16 protein-coding genes and 1 pseudogene are annotated in these 18,452 nt (G+C 71.5%); 9 read left to right on the top strand and 8 right to left on the bottom strand.

The genetic code is table 11. The features are described from left to right. Positions 1-55: 55 nt before the first annotated feature. The 5 genes from ACIQK6_RS00880 to ACIQK6_RS00900 form a co-directional block, all read right to left on the bottom strand. Positions 56-814, bottom strand: coding sequence for a succinate dehydrogenase iron-sulfur subunit (locus ACIQK6_RS00880; RefSeq protein WP_189733159.1), 759 nt, complete (start codon positions 812-814; stop codon positions 56-58). Beyond that, positions 814-2,568 (bottom strand): succinate dehydrogenase flavoprotein subunit, encoded by a 1,755-nt coding sequence (gene sdhA / locus ACIQK6_RS00885; protein WP_329099459.1) that lies wholly within the window; start codon positions 2,566-2,568, stop codon positions 814-816. Before sdhA ends, ACIQK6_RS00880 begins: the two co-directional genes overlap by 1 nt. A gap of 23 nt (positions 2,569-2,591) precedes the next feature. After that, positions 2,592-3,074: a succinate dehydrogenase hydrophobic membrane anchor subunit gene (locus ACIQK6_RS00890; protein ID WP_030010307.1), complete on the bottom strand. Its 483-nt coding sequence runs from the start codon at positions 3,072-3,074 to the stop codon at positions 2,592-2,594. Between the two features lie 5 nt (positions 3,075-3,079). Further along, complete coding sequence (gene sdhC, locus ACIQK6_RS00895) at positions 3,080-3,460, bottom strand: succinate dehydrogenase, cytochrome b556 subunit (protein WP_329099458.1); 381 nt, start codon at positions 3,458-3,460, stop codon at positions 3,080-3,082. A 152-nt stretch (positions 3,461-3,612) separates the two neighbouring features. Next, positions 3,613-4,245, bottom strand: a complete 633-nt coding sequence (locus ACIQK6_RS00900; RefSeq protein ID WP_329099457.1) for a 2-oxo-4-hydroxy-4-carboxy-5-ureidoimidazoline decarboxylase — start codon at positions 4,243-4,245, stop codon at positions 3,613-3,615. A gap of 340 nt (positions 4,246-4,585) precedes the next feature. Between ACIQK6_RS00900 and ACIQK6_RS00905 the strand changes: the two genes are divergently transcribed. Together ACIQK6_RS00905 and ACIQK6_RS00910 are read left to right on the top strand one after the other, a co-directional pair. Then, the gene (locus ACIQK6_RS00905) at positions 4,586-5,329 is read left to right on the top strand and encodes an RNA polymerase sigma factor (protein ID WP_329107709.1); all 744 of its coding nucleotides are present in this window, start codon (positions 4,586-4,588) and stop codon (positions 5,327-5,329) included. Then, on the top strand, positions 5,329-6,378 hold the full coding sequence (locus ACIQK6_RS00910) for a hypothetical protein (RefSeq protein ID WP_402694061.1): 1,050 nt from the start codon (positions 5,329-5,331) through the stop codon (positions 6,376-6,378). Before ACIQK6_RS00905 ends, ACIQK6_RS00910 begins: the two co-directional genes overlap by 1 nt. Before the next feature lie 319 nt (positions 6,379-6,697). On the opposite strand, the gene ACIQK6_RS00915 is transcribed toward ACIQK6_RS00910, so the two are convergent. After that, a complete protein-coding gene (locus ACIQK6_RS00915; RefSeq protein ID WP_402694062.1) occupies positions 6,698-7,588 on the bottom strand; it encodes a peptidoglycan-binding protein in 891 nt (296 codons plus the stop codon). 205 nt (positions 7,589-7,793) lie between these two features. Between ACIQK6_RS00915 and ACIQK6_RS00920 the strand changes: the two genes are divergently transcribed. Both ACIQK6_RS00920 and leuE read left to right on the top strand, forming a co-directional pair. Continuing rightward, positions 7,794-9,374 carry a methylmalonyl-CoA mutase family protein gene (locus ACIQK6_RS00920; protein WP_329099454.1) on the top strand — a complete coding sequence of 527 codons (1,581 nt, stop codon included), beginning with the start codon at positions 7,794-7,796 and terminating at the stop codon, positions 9,372-9,374. 45 nt (positions 9,375-9,419) lie between these two features. Then, positions 9,420-10,070, top strand: coding sequence for a leucine efflux protein LeuE (gene leuE / locus ACIQK6_RS00925; protein WP_189733146.1), 651 nt, complete (start codon positions 9,420-9,422; stop codon positions 10,068-10,070). Here the strand turns inward: leuE and ACIQK6_RS00930 are convergent. Then, positions 10,063-11,409 (bottom strand): polysialyltransferase family glycosyltransferase, encoded by a 1,347-nt coding sequence (locus tag ACIQK6_RS00930; RefSeq protein WP_329099453.1) that lies wholly within the window; start codon positions 11,407-11,409, stop codon positions 10,063-10,065. The two genes, leuE and ACIQK6_RS00930, sit on opposite strands and share 8 nt — an antisense overlap. Continuing rightward, entirely contained in the window at positions 11,406-12,392 is a 987-nt protein-coding gene (locus ACIQK6_RS00935; protein WP_329099452.1) for a glycosyltransferase family 2 protein, read from the bottom strand. Before ACIQK6_RS00935 ends, ACIQK6_RS00930 begins: the two co-directional genes overlap by 4 nt. A gap of 176 nt (positions 12,393-12,568) precedes the next feature. Here ACIQK6_RS00935 and ACIQK6_RS00940 point away from each other — a divergent pair, with 176 nt between their 5' ends. The 5 genes and pseudogenes from ACIQK6_RS00940 to ACIQK6_RS00960 all read left to right on the top strand — a co-directional run bounded on the left by ACIQK6_RS00940 (position 12,569) and on the right by ACIQK6_RS00960 (position 18,208). After that, complete coding sequence (locus ACIQK6_RS00940) at positions 12,569-13,900, top strand: DUF6716 putative glycosyltransferase (RefSeq protein ID WP_329099451.1); 1,332 nt, start codon at positions 12,569-12,571, stop codon at positions 13,898-13,900. Next, positions 13,897-14,268: pseudogene (locus ACIQK6_RS00945) on the top strand (cytidylyltransferase domain-containing protein); the annotation flags it as partial. The gene ACIQK6_RS00940 and the pseudogene ACIQK6_RS00945, both read left to right, overlap by 4 nt. A gap of 420 nt (positions 14,269-14,688) precedes the next feature. After that, positions 14,689-15,597: an N-acetylneuraminate synthase family protein gene (locus tag ACIQK6_RS00950; protein ID WP_329107706.1), complete on the top strand. Its 909-nt coding sequence runs from the start codon at positions 14,689-14,691 to the stop codon at positions 15,595-15,597. Positions 15,598-15,647: 50 nt separating this feature from the next. Then, positions 15,648-16,820, top strand: a complete 1,173-nt coding sequence (locus tag ACIQK6_RS00955) for a hypothetical protein (RefSeq protein ID WP_329099450.1) — start codon at positions 15,648-15,650, stop codon at positions 16,818-16,820. Between the two features lie 137 nt (positions 16,821-16,957). Next, a complete protein-coding gene (locus tag ACIQK6_RS00960; protein WP_329107704.1) occupies positions 16,958-18,208 on the top strand; it encodes an amidohydrolase in 1,251 nt (416 codons plus the stop codon). Positions 18,209-18,452 lie beyond the last annotated feature (244 nt).

The raw sequence follows: 18,452 nt of genomic DNA on the forward strand, positions 1-18,452 counted from the left end.
GAGGCCCCGCCCCCGGGCGAACCGGGGACGGGGCCTTCGCACTCGGACCGGAAGGTCAGAAGCGGCGCGTGATCAGCGCACGCTTGACTTCCTGGATCGCCTTCGTGACCTCGATGCCACGCGGGCACGCGTCGGTGCAGTTGAAGGTCGTGCGGCAGCGCCACACGCCGTCCTTGTCGTTCAGGATCTCCAGCCGCTGCTCGCCGGCCTCGTCGCGCGAGTCGAAGATGAAGCGGTGCGCGTTGACGATCGCCGCCGGGCCGAAGTACTGGCCGTCGTTCCAGAACACCGGGCACGAGGACGTGCACGCGGCGCACAGGATGCACTTGGTGGTGTCGTCGAAGCGCTCGCGGTCCTCGGCGGACTGCAGGCGCTCGCGCGTCGGCTCGTTGCCCTTGGTGACCAGGAACGGCATGACGTCGCGGTAGGCCTGGAAGAAGGGCTCCATGTCGACCACGAGGTCCTTCATCACCGTGAGGCCCTTGATGGCCTCGACGGTGATCGGCTTCTCCGGGTTGATGTCCTTGATCAGCGTCTTGCAGGCGAGCCTGTTCTTGCCGTTGATCCGCATCGCGTCGGAGCCGCAGATGCCGTGCGCGCACGAGCGACGGAAGGTCAGCGTGCCGTCGAGGTCCCACTTGATCTTGTGGAGACCGTCGAGCACGCGCTCCTTCGGGTCGATCTCGACCTGGAAGTCCTGCCAGGTCGACTCCTCGGAGATCTCCGGGTTGAAGCGGCGGATCCGGAAGGTGACCGTGATGAACGGCGAGGCGGCGGCCGCCGCCTCCATCTTGTCCAGGGTGGGGGTGGCCATCAGTACTTACGCTCCATCGGCTGGTAGCGGGTGACGACGACGGGCTTGTAGTCCAGCCGGACGGAGTCCTTGCCGTCGTCGCCGACCTCGCGGTACGCCATGGTGTGGCGCATGAAGTTGACGTCGTCGCGGTTCGGGTAGTCCTCGCGGTAGTGACCGCCGCGGGACTCCTTGCGCGCCAGGGCGGACACGGCCATGACCTCGGCCAGGTCGAGCAGGTTGCCCAGCTCGATGGCCTCCAGCAGGTCCGTGTTGAAGCGCTTGCCCTTGTCCTGGACGGACACGTTCTTGTAGCGCTCGCGCAGCTCCGCGATCTTCTCGACCGCGGTCTTGATGGTCTGCTCCGTACGGAACACCATCACGCACGCGTCCATCGTCTCCTGGAGCTCCAGACGCAGGTCGGCGACCCGCTCGTTGCCCGTGGAGTTGCGCAGGTGCTCGACGAGGTCGGCCACCTGCTGCGCCGGGTTCTCCGGGAGCTCGACGAAGTCGTTCTCCTGGGAGTACTTGGCGGCGGCGATGCCGGAGCGCTTGCCGAAGACGTTGATGTCCAGCAGCGAGTTGGTGCCCAGGCGGTTCGCGCCGTGCACCGACACGCACGCGACCTCGCCGGCCGCGTACAGGCCCGGGACGACGGTGGTGTTGTCCGACAGGACCTCACCCTCGACGTTGGTCGGGATGCCGCCCATGGCGTAGTGCGCGGTGGGCTGGATCGGGATCGGGTCCGTGTACGGCTCGATGCCCAGGTAGGTGCGCGCGAACTCGGTGATGTCCGGGAGCTTCGCGTCGAGCTGCTCCGGCGGCAGGTGCGTGAGGTCCAGGTACACGTGGTCACCGGCCGGACCGCAGCCGCGGCCCTCACGGATCTCGGTGTAGATGGAGCGCGAGACGACGTCACGGGACGCGAGGTCCTTCATGACCGGCGCGTACTTCTCCATGAAGCGCTCGCCGTCCTTGTTGCGGAGGATGCCGCCCTCACCGCGGGCGCCCTCCGTCAGCAGGATGCCCATGCGCCAGATGCCCGTCGGGTGGAACTGGAAGAACTCCATGTCCTCCAGCGGCAGGCCGCGGCGGTAGCAGGCCGCTTGGCCGTCACCCGTGAGGGTGTGCGCGTTGGAGGTCACCTTGAAGAACTTGCCGGTGCCGCCGGAGGCGTAGATGACGGCCTTGGCCTGGAACACGTGGATCTCGCCGGTGGCGAGCTCGTACGCGACCACACCGGCCGACTTCTTGACGCCGTCCTCCTCGACCAGGAGCTGGTCCAGGACGTAGAACTCGTTGAAGAACTCCACGCCCTCCTTGACGCAGTTCTGGTACAGCGTCTGGAGGATCATGTGACCGGTGCGGTCCGCGGCGTAGCAGGACCGGCGGACCGGGGCCTCGCCGTGGTTGCGCGAGTGGCCGCCGAAGCGGCGCTGGTCGATGGTGCCGTCCGGGGTGCGGTTGAACGGCAGGCCCATCTTCTCCAGGTCGAGGACGGCGTCGATGGCCTCCTTCGCCAGGATCTCGGCGGCGTCCTGGTCGACCAGGTAGTCACCGCCCTTGACCGTGTCGAAGGTGTGCCACTCCCAGTTGTCCTCTTCCACGTTGGCCAGCGCGGCGGCCATGCCGCCCTGCGCGGCGCCCGTGTGGGAGCGGGTGGGGTACAGCTTCGTCAGCACGGCGGTGCGGCTGCGCTTCGTCGACTCGATGGCGGCGCGCATGCCCGCGCCACCGGCGCCGACGATGACGGTGTCGTACTTGTGGATCTTCATTGGTTTCGCCTCAGCCCCGTTGCCTAGCGGATGTTCGGGTCGAAGGTGAAGATCACCAGCGTGCCCAGAAGGATGGTGAACACCGTGGCGGTGTAGAGCAGGCCCTTCAGCCACAGCCGCGTGTTGGCACGCTCCGCGTAGTCGTTGATGACGGTACGCAGGCCGTTGGCGCCGTGCAGCATGGCCAGCCACAGCATCAGCAGGTCCCAGACCTGCCAGAACGGGGAGGCCCAGCGGCCGGCCACGAAGGCGAAGCCGATCTTGGACACGCCGCCGTCGAGCACCAGCTGGATCACGAGGTGGCCGATGACCAGGACGACGAGCACGATGCCCGAGAGGCGCATGAAGAGCCACGCGACCATCTCGAAGTTGCCGCGGGTCGAGCGCGGGGTCTTGCCGGTCCGCTTGCGCGGGGCCTCGATGTAAGGCGCCGGGTTGTCCACGTCGTAGAGGGAAACGCCCTCCACGTCGCCGACGCCCTTTTCGAAAGAAGTGTCAGAAGACATGCGTGTCACTTCCCGAACAGTTCAAGGTAGGCGTGGCCCAGTACGGGGTACAGGGCCAGGGCCATCATCACGACCCAGATGCCCACGACGGTCCAGAGCATCTGCTTCTGGTAGCGCGGGCCCTTGGACCAGAAGTCCACGGCGATGACACGGAGACCGTTGAGCGCGTGGAACAGGATGGCGGCGACGAGGCCGTACTCCAGCAGCGCGACGATCGGAGTCTTGTAGGTAGCCACGACATCGTCGTACGCCTCGGGGGAGACGCGGACGAGAGCGGTGTCGAGGACGTGTACGAACAGGAAGAAGAAGATGAGGACGCCGGTGACTCGATGAGCCACCCAGGACCACATTCCTTCCCGGCCGCGGTACAACGTTCCAGCCGGCACGGAAAACCCTCCGGAAGCGGGGCGGGGGCCAGCCGGCTTCTTTGTCGGTCGGGCCCGGCCGGGTACGGTCCTCCGGCCCCGGACATCGTAGCGACGCTTTGTCGGTTCCCTTGCGCGGGGTCCATCGGTGTGATCAAACAGGCACGTACGGGCTATCCCACAGGGGCGAATAGCCCGATTTCCGTGGCAGTCAGCCCATCCGGAGAGGTCAGCCAGCGTGTCAGATCCCGGAGCCGGGCCTGAGCGACACGACGCAGCTCGTCAGCGGAGATCGAGCGCTCCTCGTCGACCTCGTGGCCCATCCTGCGGCGGATCGCGCCCAGCAACTGGTCGGCCTGCTCCTCCGGCGGGTGCCCGTCGAGGCAGATCACGAAGGCGTGGCCGAACTTTCGTTCGTACTCCGCGTGGGCCGCGTCGAGGGCCAGCAGGGCGGCGTACGGAGCCCCGTGGTCCAGCTCCGCCGAGCACTCCGCGGCCAGGGCCTCGGTCAGGTCGCCCTGCGAGAGGTCGTACGAGGCCTCGTCGGCGGCGGCGAGCAGGGTCGCGGAGTCCGGGTAGGGGCGGTGCGCCGCCACCCGGTGCGCCCAGCGGCGGCTTCCGCAGCAGTGCAGCAGGACGGCCCGGGCGGCTTCGGGGGACAGGGCGTTGAACCGGGCCAGTCCGAATCCGTGAGGAGGGGCGGAGCTTCCCGTGGATCCGGTCCGGGAGGTGCGCCCTGGGGCCTGTGCCGGAAGGTGGCTGGACAGCAGGGGGCTCCTCGGGGCGCGGCGGGGGTGTACCGCCACGCTATCGACGCAGGGCAGGGTGTGTCGTACCGATTCGGGGATTTCACCCGGAAGTGAGTCGAAAGGATGACGTGAGCGCCACGGACGGGCAGGGTGAGGGCCCCGGGAAGGGGAGGGCGACCGAGGCCGCCACCCCCCACAGGAGAGGCCCCGGTCGCCGTCCGTCACGGGCTCGTGCGACAAGCCCGTACCCCTGTCAGCGCCTCGGGTGCGTTTTCTGTCACACCTCGCTCCGCACAGGATTGGTTGCGCGTTGTATCACTCGTGGACGAGAGGTGCTTGAAAGCCGTAACGTGCTGATTTGCGCCACACGTACAGGACAGTGAACGGGTTGGGGACTTTGCTGGGGGACGACGCGGAGCTGACCGCCGCGGTGCTCGCGGCACAGGACGGCGACGAGAACGCGTTCCGTGCTGTGTACCGCGCCGTGCACCCACGGCTGCTGGGATACGTACGCACGCTCGTCGGGGACGGCGACGCGGAGGACGTGACCTCGGAAGCCTGGCTGCAGATCGCCCGCGACCTCGACTCCTTCACGGGCGACGCCGACCGCTTCCGCGGCTGGGCGGCCCGCATCGCCCGCAACCGCGCCCTCGACCACATCCGCATGCGCGGCCGCCGCCCCGCCATCGGCGGCGACGACACCGAGCTGACGAGTTGGGCCGCCGAGTGCGACACCGCGGGCGCGGCCATGGAGTCCCTCGACACCGGGCGCACCATGGCGCTCATCGCGCAGCTGCCGCAGGACCAGGCCGAGGCCGTCGTCCTGCGCGTCGTGGTCGGGCTGGACGCCAAGAGCGCGGCCGAGACCCTGGGCAAGCGGCCCGGTGCCGTACGGACCGCGGCCCACCGGGGCCTGAAGAAGCTGGCCGAGCTGCTCGGTACGGAGGGTGGCTTCGAACCGGACCCGGACACCGGATCGGATCCGGCTCCGACGGTCGGCCATAATGCCCGTGGCCAGGCATGGGGCGGCGGGGGCGGGAGGGATCTCGACGCCGTACCCGCGCAGCGTGGCCGGAGCGGGGGCTTCGTAGAACAAACCGGTGTGACGGATTCACGTTGGCGGACGCAGAAGGACATGTGATGGCCGACGAGCGCAACAGGTGGCTGGACGAAGCCGCTGCGGAAAAACTGCTGCGCGGCGAACCGGTGGAACCTGTGGGGCCGGCCGCCGATCAGCGTGCCCGGAACGAGGCCGCGCGGCTGCGTGCCGCCCTGGACGCCCTCGGTGGCGTGAAAGGTCCGCTGCCCGCGGGCACGGAACTGCCCGGTGAGGACGCGGCGGTGGCCGCCTTCCGTACGGCGCGCGGCGGCGCGCGCCCGTCCGCGATTCCTTCCGGGGCGTTTCCCGTGACGGCCGTGTCCGCCGAACCCCTGGTCGACCTCGGCCGCATCGTGCCTCCGCCCGCGCCCCGGCGCGGCCGGGCCGTGAGCTTCGGCCTGGCGGCGGCCCTGGCCAGTGTCGCCGTCGGCGGACTGGCCGCCGCGGCGGGCGCCGGGCTGCTGGAGCGGTCCCGGCACGACAGCGCGGGACCCGGTCCGGCGATGTCCGTGAGTGCCGGCGAGGACCCGGCCCTGGGCATCGGCAGCGGAGCTCCGAGCGCCAGTCCGAAGCCCACGCCCACCTCACTGCCGAGTGGCTCGAATCCGACGCACGCCCCCGGTACGGCGCAGCCGCCCGGTACGGACGGGCCTGCCGCGACGCCCGGGACCGGCGCGGGCGACGGCACCTCCTCGGGCTCGTCGGCGACGACCCGCTCGGGCAAGGACCTCCAGGGCGGCGCGGCGGCCTCGGGCGGCACGGGCAGTACGGGCAGCAAGGACGGCGACCGGGACACCTTCGGTGGCGGCGACACGGCCGGCAAGGACCGGGACCGCGAAGGCGAGAACCGTCTCAAGGTCGCTGACCTCTGCACGGAGTTCAAAGCGGGCCGGCTCGACGAGACCCGCCGCGAGCGGCTCTCGCGCCTGGCCAACGGCCTCACCCGGATCCCGGACTACTGCAAGTCGGTGCTCGACGACGGGAGCTCCGGCGGCAAGCGCAGCGGCACCCTGGAGGGCGGGACGCTCAGGGCGCCGACCCTGACGCCGGCGATTCCGCGGGGTTCGGTCGACCTGCGCACCGGCCGTTGATGCATGTGCTGACCTGCCTGTAACACTTTTCGAACCGGTGGCGCAGTACATATCGAGCCGACTGGTCATCGGCCGCGCATGAGCCGGGGTTCCCCCCGTACCCCTGGGCTCTGCGCAACCGGCGCGGGCGGGGCACGTTCCCCCGGCCCTGCCCGCGCCCATTACGTTCGGACCGGGAACCGAAGAAGCCCGAGGCGATGCCTCGGGCTTTTCGCTTGCTTCCTGTCCGTCGCGGGCCCGGGCGCGGGTGCGGCCTCGGGCACGGTCTCGGGCACCGCGGGACCGGACGGCGGTCCCGCCCCCCCCGCCCCGGCGGGCATCACCAGTAGACGACGACCTTGTCGCCGACCCGCACCTGGTCGAACAGCGCCGAGAGCTTCCCCTTGTCCCGGACGTTCACACAGCCGTGCGAGGCCCCGTTGTAGCCGCGGGCCGCGAAGTCGGCCGAGAAGTGCACCGCCTGGCCGCCGCTGAAGAACATCGCGTACGGCATCGGCGTGTGGTAGATCGTCGACGTCCACTCCTTGGCCTTCCAGCCCACGTCGAACACGCCCTCGCGGGTCGGGGTGTTCTCGGAGCCGAAGCGCACGTCCATCGTCGAGACGACCTTGCCGTCGATCATCCAGGCGAGCGTGCGGCTCTCCTTGCTGATGCACATGACGCGGCCCTGCATGCAGCGCGGGTCCGGGGCGTCGACCTCGTTGACGGTCGACGGACGCAGCTCGTCGGCGGTGGGCTTCTTGCTGTCGCTCTGGATCTTCTTCCAGCTGGCCTCGTCGACCGAGCCGGTCGCGTTCAGCCCGTGCTTCGACTGGAAGGACTTGACCGCGGCGGTCGTCTTGGAACCGTAGAAGCCGGTCGGTGCGACCGACATCAGCTTGAGCTGGCGCAGCCGGGCCTGGAGCTCGCGCACCTGCTCGTTCTCGTCGCCGTTGGCCATGATCTGCTTCACCGACGGCGAAGGGGAGGAGGAGGGGGAGGCCGACGCGGAGGAGGAGGCGGAGGCGGAGGCGGACGGGGACGCCGAGGCCTCGCCGGGCTTGTTGTCGGTGGAGGGGGACGCTTCGGGGGAGCTGCCCGCCGTGGGCGAGGACGGAACCGAGGAGGCGGAGGCGACGGGCTCCGTCTTCTGCGATCCGCAGGCGGTCGCGGCGAGTGCGACGGCGGTTGCCACCCCGATCGTGCGGATTATGACTCTCTGGCGCTGCATTGCAGTCCCCCCGGTTTCTACGTCGTGTATCTAGGTGATGCTCCGCGTGCGTGGACAGTTGCGCTCGGCTCCGGGATGTTGCGCCATTGTGACCGGCAGCCGTCCGCAGCCTTGCGAAGCGATGCGCGGCTGGGGGCGCCCCAGCGGGGGCTCGGGGAGGTCCCGCCGGTCCCGGGCCCGCTTGCTCGACGGAGGACTGCGTCACATGGCACACACCGAGAGCGGAATCCCCATCGAACCCGTCTACGGGCCCGATGACCTGACGGGGTGGGACCCGGCGGCCGAGCTCGGGCAGCCCGGCGACTTCCCCTACACGCGGGGGATTTATCCGAACATGTACACCGGTCGGCCGTGGACGATGCGGCAGTACGCCGGCTTCGGCACGGCCACCGAGTCCAACGCCCGCTACCGGCAGCTCATCGAGGGCGGCGGCACCGGGCTGTCCGTCGCCTTCGACCTGCCGACCCAGATGGGGCACGACTCCGACGCCCCCCTCGCGCAGGGCGAGGTCGGCAAGGTCGGCGTCGCCGTCGATTCGCTCGACGACATGCGGACGCTGTTCGACGGGATCCCCCTCGACCGGGTCTCCACCTCGATGACGATCAACGCGCCCGCCGCGCTGCTCCTGCTGCTCTACCAACTGGTGGCGGAGGAACAGGGCATCTCGGGCACGCAACTGACGGGGACGGTCCAGAACGACGTACTGAAGGAGTACATCGCGCGCGGGACGTACATCTTCCCGCCCGGCCCCTCGCTACGACTGACGGCCGACACCTTCCGCTACTGCCGCGCCGAGATCCCCCGCTGGAACACGATCTCCATCTCCGGCTACCACATGGCCGAAGCCGGCGCCTCGCCCGCGCAGGAGGTGGCCTTCACCCTCGCAGACGGCATCGCCTACGTCCGGACGGCCCTGGCGGCCGGGATGGAGGTCGACGCGTTCGCGCCCCGGCTCTCCTTCTTCTTCGTCGCCCGCACCACCCTGCTGGAGGAGGTCGCGAAGTTCCGCGCGGCCCGGCGGATCTGGGCCCGCGTCATGCGGGAGGAGTTCGGGGCTCGGGACCCGAAGTCGCTGATGCTGCGCTTCCACACCCAGACCGCGGGGGTCCAGCTCACCGCGCAGCAGCCGGAACTGAACCTCGTACGGGTGGCCGTACAGGCCCTGGCCGCCGTCCTCGGCGGCACCCAGTCGCTGCACACCAACTCCTTCGACGAGGCGATCGCGCTCCCGACCGAGAAGTCCGCCCGCCTCGCGCTGCGCACCCAGCAGGTCCTCGCGCACGAGACGGACGTGCCGCACACCGTGGACCCCTTCGCCGGGTCGTACGCGGTGGAGCGGATGACGGACGAACTGGAGGCGGCGGCGCTCGCGCTGATGCGCCGGATCGAGGACCGGGGCGGGGCGGTCGCCGCGATCGAGGCCGGGTTCCAGAAGGCCGAGATCGAGCGGAACGCCTACCGCATCGCGCAGGAGACCGAGAACGGGGAGCGGGTGGTGGTCGGGGTCAACCGCTTCGCGCTGGAACACGAGGAACCGTACGAGCCGCTGCGCGTGGACCCGGCGATCGAGGCGCGGCAGTGCGCGGCGCTGGCCCGGCTGCGGGCGGAGCGCGACGGGGCGGCGGTGGCGGCGGCGCTCGCGGCCCTGAAGGAGGCGGCGGCGGGGACGGCGAACGTGCTCTACCCGATGAAGGAGGCGCTGCGCGCCCGGGCCACGGTGGGGGAGGTGTGCGGGGCGCTGCGGGAGGTGTGGGGCACCTACGAGCCCACCGGTTCCACCTGGTGAAACACACTGGCGCGACAGGTGCAACCCTATGGGACACTCCTGCGCATGCTGGGTGTGACAGATCTTCCGACTTATCTCGCCGGCCTGGTGCTGATCATTTTGCTGCCGGGGCCGAACTCCCTCTACGTGCTCTCCGTGGCCGCTCGCCGCGGGGTGCGCACCGGGTACAAGGCCGCCGCCGGGGTGTTCACCGGCGATGCCGTGCTCATGCTGCTGACCGCCGTGGGCGCCGGGGCGCTGCTGCGGGCGAGCCCACTGGTGTTCACCGTGGTGAAGTTCCTCGGCGCCGGGTACCTGGCCTGGCTGGCCGTGGGGATGATGCGGGGTGCCTGGGCGCTGTGGCGCACGCGCGCCGAGCGGGCCGAGGCGGAGGCCGCCGTCCCCGCCGATCCGGCCGAGAACGAGCGGCCCTACCGGAGGGCGCTGCTGATCAGCCTCCTCAACCCGAAGGCCATCCTCTTCCTGATGTCCTTCTTCGTGCAGTTCGTGGACCCGTCCTACGCCTACCCGGCGCTGTCCTTCCTGCTGCTGGGCGGTCTGCTGCAGACGGGCAGCTTCCTGTACCTGACGATGCTGATCTTCGGCGGGACCCGCCTCTCGGCGGCCTTCCGGCGCCGCAAGCGGCTGTCGGCCGGGGCCACCTCGGCGGCGGGCGTGCTCTTCCTCGGCTTCGCGGCCAAGCTCGCCGTCAGCTGATGACCCGGCGCAGCCATCCCATCCGCCGCACGGCCCGGCGCACCGCCCGGCTGCGCGGCAGGAACGACAGCTGCGCCGGGATGCCGCCCGGCAGGCCGAGCGCGGTCAGCCGGCGGCGCGTGAAGTACCGCCAGGTGTGCGGGGTCAGGCGCTTGGCCAGGTAGGCCTCGGCCGCCGGGCGGCGGGCGGCCAGGATCTGCGGCTGCATGGTGAACCCGACGGCGGTGAGCAGCGCGGCCGGCTCCGCCCGGACCTGCTCGGGGGTCGGTGGCGTCCAGGCGCGGACGGCCCCGGCGTCCGCGAGGTCCGGAAGCAGCGCGTCCACCAGGGCCAGCGGGACCCGGTTGCTGTTCGGGTACGGGGTCAGGGCGGCCAGCACCGCGTCGGTGCCGGTCCGGGCGACGGGGAGCCCGTACAGCGTGGCGGCGGTCAGCAGCCCGGTGGAGAAGCAGCCGACGACCAGCGCGGGGCGCAGCCGCTGGTAGAGGGTCTCGGCCAGGACCGGGGCGGCGATCACGGTCAGCCGGGCGCCGAGCCGCTCGGCCTCCTCCTCGGCCCGGCGCCAGTACGCGGCCGGGGCGCCGGGGTGCGGTTTGAAGACCAGCTCCCGGTGGCCGAGGGCGTGCGCGCCCCGGACCATCGACACGTGCAGCTCCTCCTCCTCGGCCAGGGTCATCAGGTCGAGCGCGGAGAGGTACTGGCCCAGCAGGAGGGCCGGAGGGTCGGTGGGCCAGGGTGCCCCGTCCGCGGTGGCATCGGCGAGCTCCGCGAGGACCTTGAGGAACGGCTGCGTCGGCACCAGTTCCACCCGCACCCCGAACTCCGTCAGCAGCAGCGGCTCCAGCCCGGGCACCAGGTCCAGGTGGAGCACCCGCCGCACCCGCATCCCGAGCTGGGGGTCGAGGCGGAAGCGGGTGGGTCCGTAGCTCATGAGCCCGTCGGCGTAGACGTCGACGGCCGCGCCCGGGAAGAGCCGGCACAGGCTCTGGGCCGGCGGGACCTGGAGGGACTCCACGATCAGCTCGACCCGGTCCTCGCCCAGGTTCCACAGCGTGCGCAGCTGCCGCTCCCAGATCGGGACGTCCTCCGCGCGCGGGGCCCAGGTGCTCGGGTGCTGCGGCTCGATGACGCGGTTCCAGTCGAGGACCTCGTCGAAGCGGGGGCGCAGGGCGGCGAAGCCCGGCATGTCCGTGACCCCCGGGGTGACCTCGGCCGTGACGGCGTGGTTGCTGGTCAGCAGGATGCGGCGGCCGGCGGGCGGGAAGGATCCCGCGTCGATTCCCGCCGCGAGCGTGGCCGCACCGTAGAGGGTGGAGGCCAGGAAGATCTGGGTGGTCATCGGGCACCCGCTCCCGACGGGGCGGGGCGGCGGCCGGTGCGCAGGCGGCGCAGCACGGTGGAGCGTTCGACGTCCATCGAGTCCAGGGCCTGGTCCAGTACGTCCTGCGGCATGCGGCCGAGCGCGGCCGAGCTCATGAGACGGAGTTTCTTGGCCACGTCCGGCTCGAACCTTTCGATGGACCCGAAATGGTGGGCTATAATTGCACAATAGGTTCGGACGGCTTTCGGGAGCAGTCGATCGCATTCTCGATCGGCGATGACCTCCGCGAGCACTTGATCGAATGCGCGGATGAAATCGAGCTGCCGTTCGTCCCCCACCTGCGTCAACGAAGTGGAAACCCCGCGCCGATAGAAGATACCGGGCAGCCCGACCGCGGCGAACGACTCCGCCTCCCGGTGCAGCCGCCAGATCCACGGCCGGTCCTCCGCGGTCCGCAGCCCGTCGGTGAAGTGCAGCACCCCGCGGTCCAGCAGCCGCCGGTGGTACATCCCGGCCCAGGCGTACGGATAGTCCACCGAGGTGGCCCGGTCGGCGGGCAGGATCGCGGCGCGCGGCGCGGCGACCACCGATTGCGGGCCGTAGGGGACGCGCTGCACGCTCCGCGTGCGGCCGGTGCACCGCACATGGTCGGTACGGACGAAATCGCAGCTCAGGGACTCTATGGCGGCCAAGGTCCGGGCCAGGTGGCCGGGCGCCAGCCAGTCGTCCCCGTCCAAGAAGGTCAGGTACTCGCCGCGGGCCGCGTCCAGGCCGGTGTTCCGCGCGGTGGCCAGGCCGCCGTTGCGCTCGTGTCTGAGGTGCACCGCCCCCGGCAGCTCGCGCGCCGCCCGTTCCAGCAGGTCGGGCGTCCCGTCCGTCGAGCAGTCGTCGACGAGCAGGAACTCGAAATCCTCCCGGGCATTGAGTTCGAGACTCCTCAGGGCGTCCGGTGCGTACGTCTGCACGTTGTAGAACGGCACGACAACAGAGAGCTTGGGCACCTGCGAGACATTAGGGCGCCGCCCGTCATTCACTGTGGCCCGTACGCGGAATCCATGTGAACGGCGCGGGGCGGGCGAGTTAACCCGTGCGCTTTCGCATTTAGTCGACGCGTTGTTAACCCGCTGTTGTGCGGTCGTTGGGCCGATCACCGAAATCGCGGAATAGCTTCTGCCGCGTGCCAGAACGCAAACGCGTCGCCGTACTCGCCGATTCCGATACGCGATGGAAATGGGGCGCACTCACCGCCCGCCGTCTCGTACCCGACCACCAACTCACCGGATTCCTGCTGCGCGGCCGGGCCACGCCCACCGCGCGCCAGCTCGGCGAGGTGGGGGTGCGGGCCGACCGGCTCTCCGAGGTGACCTGCGCCGAGTTCCTCGCCGAGATCGAACGCGAGCGCTACGACGTGGTCGTCCTCGCGCTCGTCGGCGGGGCCGTCCAGGCCGTCCTGCACGGGGCCCGCGCCCTGTGGCCCGCCCCCGCCCGGCGCCCCGTCCTCGTCACCGGATACGTCGGAGTCGTATACGAGAAGCTCGCCGACGGGCTGCTGCTGCGCCACGGCGCCGACCTCGTCCTCGCCAACTCCCGCCACGACGCGCAGCGGTTCCGCGCCGTGTACGAGGGCGTCGGCGCGGACGCCGCCGCCGTCACCGAGACCGCCCTGCCCTTCCTGGGCGGAGCGCCGTACGAGCCGGCCGTCAGCCGCGCCCGCACGGTGGTCTTCGCCGTTCAGCCCTCCGTGCCTGACAGCCGCGCCGACCGCGCCTACCTGCTGGAACGGGCCGTCGGACACGCCCGGCTGCACCCCGAGCGGGACGTGCTGATCAAGCTGCGCAGCAAGCCCGGGGAACACACCACGCACCTGGAGGAGCAGCCGTACCAGCGGCTCGCCGAGAAGGTTCCGGGCGGACTGCCCGCCAATTGCCGCCTGGTGTACGGGAACATGGGCGAGGTCCTGGACGGCGCCGACCTGCTCGTCACCGTCTCCTCCACGGCCGCCCTGGAATCCCTGCACCGGTCCATCCCGACGGCCGTCCTCACCGACCTCGGCATCCGCGAGGCCCTCGGCAACCACCACTTCCTCGGCTCCGGCTGCCTGGCCTCCTGGGACCAGATCGACTCCGGTCTCCTCCCGGTGGGCGACCCGGCCTGGTTGGCGGCGCAGGGCGTCCTGCCCGCCGCGGACACGGGTGGGGGCGCGGCCACGGGCGCGGACGCCCACGCCGTCGCCCGGGCCAAGGTCGCCGGACTGCTCGCCGCCGCCCGGCTGCCCTCGCCCGCCCCCTACTACACGCGCACCACCGCACCCGGATACCTCCCCGGGATCCTCGCCCGCCACCACCTCGCACCCGACGGCACCCCGCTGCCCGGCGCGGTGCGCCCGGCCGCGGGGGAGTCCCGGCTGCGCCGCAGGCTCCGCGGCCACCTGCGCGAGGCCGCCCGCGGGGCCTACCGGCACGGCGTGCAGCGCGTGGCCCCGGTGATCCGCAGGTTGGGGGAGCTGTGAGGGTCCTCGCCGTCATCCCGGCCCGCGGCGGCTCCAAGGGGGTCCCCGGCAAGAACCTCGCCGAGGTCGCCGGCACCCCGCTCGTCGCCCGCGCCGTCCTGGCCTGCCGGGCCGCACCGACCGTCACCGACGTGGTGGTCTCCACCGACTCCGAGGCGATCGCCGCCGCCGCCCGCGCCGCCGGGGCCGACGTCATCGCCCGCCCCACCGCGATCTCCGGCGACACCGCGAGCAGCGAGGCCGCGGTCCTGCACGCGCTCGCCGCCTTCGAAGAACTGCACTCCCTCGTCGTGGACGTGGTCCTCCTCGTCCAGTGCACCAGCCCCTTCCTCGCCACCTCCGACGTCGAGTCGGTCGCCGTGGCCGTCGCCTCCGGGTCGGCCGACTCGGCCCTGACGGTGGCCCCGTTCCACGGGTTCCTCTGGCGGGAGGGGGCCGACGGCTGCGGGGCCGGCGTCAACCACGACGCGGCGCACCGCCCCCGGCGCCAGGACCGGTCGCAGGACCTGCTGGAGACGGGCGCCGCCTACGCCATGGACGCCGCGGGCTTCCGCAGCGCCCGGCACCGGTTCTTCGGCCGCACCCTCCCCGTCGCCACCGACCCCGCGCGCGTCCTGGAGATCGACGACCCGCACGACCTGGCCCGCGCCCGACTGCTCGCCCCCCTGCTCGACCCGCGCCCCGACGCACACCCCGAACGGCCCGTCCCGGATCCGGACGCACACCCCGACCCGCAGCCCACGCCCCGTACGCCCCGTACACCCCCGCACCGAAGGACGCCTCCTGCCATGACGACCACCCCCGACTCCCGCCTGCGCAGCTTCGGCCCCCGCACCGCCGGCCCCGGCCGCCCCGTCTACGTCGTCGGTGAGATCGGCATCAACCACAACGGCGACCTCGGCAACGCCTTCGCCCTCATCGACGCCGCCGCCGAAGCCGGCTGCGACGCCGTGAAGTTCCAGAAGCGCACCCCGGAGATCTGCACCCCGCGCGACCAGTGGGACATCGAACGCGACACCCCCTGGGGCCGGATGACCTACATCGACTACCGCCACAAGGTCGAGTTCGGCGAGGACGAGTACCGCGCCATCGACGATCACTGTGCCAAGCGCGGCATCGACTGGTTCGCCTCCCCGTGGGACACCGAGGCCGTCGCCTTCCTGGAGAAGTTCGACGTCCCCGCCCACAAGGTGGCCTCCGCCTCCCTCACCGACGACGAGCTGCTGCGCGCCCTGCGCGCCACCGGCCGCACCGTCGTCCTGTCCACCGGCATGTCCACACCGCAGCAGATCCGTCACGCGGTCGAGGTCCTCGGCAGCGCCAACATCCTTCTCTGTCACGCCACTTCGACGTACCCGGCCAAGGCTGAGGAGCTCAACCTGCGGGTGATCAACACCCTCCGGGAGGAGTACCCGAACGTCCCGATCGGCTACTCCGGCCACGAGACGGGCCTGCAGACCACCCTCGCCGCCGTCGCCCTCGGCGCCACCTTCGTCGAGCGCCACATCACCCTCGACCGCGCGATGTGGGGCTCCGACCAGGCCGCCTCCGTCGAGCCCGGCGGCCTCACCCGTCTCGTCCGCGACATCCGCACCATCGAGACCGCCCTCGGCGACGGCGTCAAGCGCGTCTACGAGTCCGAGCTCGGCCCCATGAAGAAGCTCCGCCGCGTCCGGGGCGAGCTGGCAGCCGTCTGAGCCCCGCCGCCTGGCGCGTACGCGTTCCGTCCCCCGACAAGGAGCACGTGGTGACCCCCTCCAGCCCCTCCGCCCCCACCCTGGCGTTCGTCGAGAGTCCGGTCCAGCTCCTGAACGTGCTGGAGTGGGCGTACGCACGGCCCGGAGGGCAGCCGCAGCTGGACGGCGTCCCGCGCCAGCGGGGCCGCCGCGGCGACGGCGGGGACCCACCCGGCGCCGCCCCCCGGCCGGGCGGCGAGGCGTCACCCCTGCGGATCGTCGTCCTGCCGCCCACCGACCCGATGTCCCGCGGCCAGCTGCGCCGGGTGGCCGCGCTGGCGCGGGACGAGGGACACGAGGTCCGGTGGCAGGAGGCGCGCGGGAGCCGGTTCGCGCCGCTGAAGGCGCTCACCGCGCTGGCGCGCGACGTGCGCGCCGCGCGTACGGTCGTCGTCGGAGACCCCTTCTCGCGCTACGTCCAGCTGCTGCTCACCCTGGTGCGCGCCGAGGAGCTCGTGGTGGTCGACGACGGCACCGCCACCATGGAGTTCATGGCCCAGACCGCCCGCGGTGAACGCCTCGTACGGTGGCACCGGGTCGGCGGCGGCGGACTGCCCGGCCGGGTCCGCGAGCTGGCGTACGCACCCGTCTCGGCGACCGCGCGCCGCCGCTTCACCCCGGCCGCACACCGCGGCCACCGCGTCGAGGTGTTCAGCTCGATGCCCGTCACCGCCCACGGCGGGATGACGCTGCGCGTCAACGACTTCGCCTGGACCCGCGCCCGGTTCGGCCCGCCCCGGCTGACCAAGGGCACCGACCTGGTTGGCACCTCGCTCGTGGAGACCGGGGTGGTGGACCCGGACCGCTATCTGGACGCGGTGCGCGCCCTGACCCTGGAGCACGGAGCCACCCGCTACTTCGCCCACCGCCGCGAGTCCCCGGAGAAGCTGCGCGCCCTGAGCCGGGCGACGGGACTGGAGATCGTGCGCCCGGACCTGCCGCTGGAACTGATCGCCCGGCGCGGGCCCGTCGGCCGGACGATCGTCAGCTTTCCGTCCACCGTCGTCCACACCCTGCCGTACGCCCTGACCGGTACCGGTGTCACGGTCGCGGTGTGCGAGGTGGATCCCGCCTGGCTCACCGGGTCCGCCTCCCCGCGCGCCCGCAGCTTCCTCGCGGGGGTCACCGACACCGCCCGTGATGTGCGCAGACTGCCTGCCCAGGCGGCTCCCACGGCCGGATGAGCGCGCGAGTTTACCCCCGGGTGCATCCGGTCATGCGTCCAGAGGCCGGGTTTCTTTCCCCTAACGGCATGAACTTTTCGTGATCCCCGGCCAGTTGACCCGTCCGTGGGCCTACCCTTCAACGGGTGAACCAGTTGATGTCCCGCGAGTCCCAGACCGCCCAGCCCGCCGCGTCCGACCGGCCCGAGCTGCCCGGCAAGCTTCCGGACCACCTGCGTACCGAACTGATCGCCTTCCGCCGGGACTTGCACATGCACCCGGAGCTCGGACACCAGGAATTCCGTACCACCGCGGCGATCAAGGCCCGGTTGGAGAAAGCCGGCCTGCGACCACGGGTGCTGAAGTCCGGTACGGGCCTGATCTGTGACGTGGGCACCTGGGACGGGGGCCGGCCGATGCTGGCCCTGCGCGCGGACATCGACGCCCTGCCCATTCCCGATGCCAAGACGCACGTCCCGTACCGCTCGACCTTCGCCGACCGCGCCCACGCCTGCGGCCACGACGTGCACACCACGGTCGTCCTCGGCGCCGGCCTGGTCCTCGCCGAACTCGACCGGCAGGGCCTGCTGCCCCGCCCCGTCCGGCTGCTCTTCCAGCCCGCCGAAGAGGTGCTCCCGGGCGGAGCCACCGACGCCATCGAGTCCGGGGTCCTGGACGGGGTCGGGCGGATCGTCGCCGTGCACTGCGACCCCCGCGTCGACGCGGGCCGCATCGGGCTGCGGGCCGGCCCCATCACCTCCGCCTGCGACCGGCTGGAGGTCACCCTCTCCGGCCCCGGCGGTCACACCGCGCGGCCGCACCTGACCACCGACCTGGTGACGGCCGCCGCCCGGGTGGCCGTCGACGCCCCGGCCCTGCTGGCCCGCCGGATGGACGCCCGCTCGGGCATGTCCGTCACCTGGGGCCGGATCGAGGCCGGGCACGCCTGCAACGTCATCCCGATGCACGCCGAGCTCTCGGGAACGGTGCGCTGCCTGGACCTGAACGCCTGGCACGAGGCGCCGGACATGATCCACGCCGCGATCGACGAGATCGCGACCATGCACGGGGCCAAGTTCGAGATCAACCACGTGCGCGGGGTGCCCCCGGTGGTCAACGACCCGGTGATCACCGAGCTGCTGCGCGAGGCGATGGGGGCCCGCTGCGGAGCGGAGTCCGTCGAGGACACCGAGCAGAGCCTGGGCGGGGAGGACTTCTCTTGGTACCTGGAGCACGTTCCGGGCGCGATGGCCCGGCTGGGGGTCCGTGCGCCCGGTGACACCGCCAAGCGCGACCTGCACCGGGGCGACTTCGACGTGGACGAGTCCGCGATCGGCATCGGCGTGGAGTTCTTCACGGCCGCCGCGCTGCTCGACGGACGTCGCGCGAGGCCCGTCGGCGACCGTTGACCGAAGAGGGGCCGGGCCGTCATCGCCCGGCCCCTCCGGTGGGTGCGAGCCACGCCTTCCCGTCGGTGCGCAGCACTGGAACACTGCGGCCGGGAAGGAGCCGGCTCAGCGGCGGATCAGATGCGCCCGTGCTCGTATCCGAGCGTGTAAATGCCCGCATTCGCGGTACGGCGGTCCGGTTCGGTACACCGTCGACGATCTGTTGCGCAGGCGAGTCCAGCCCTTGGGACGCAAGGGCTGGGCG

Source organism: Streptomyces sp. NPDC091682, from assembly GCF_044756625.1.
GTDB lineage: Bacteria > Actinomycetota > Actinomycetes > Streptomycetales > Streptomycetaceae > Streptomyces.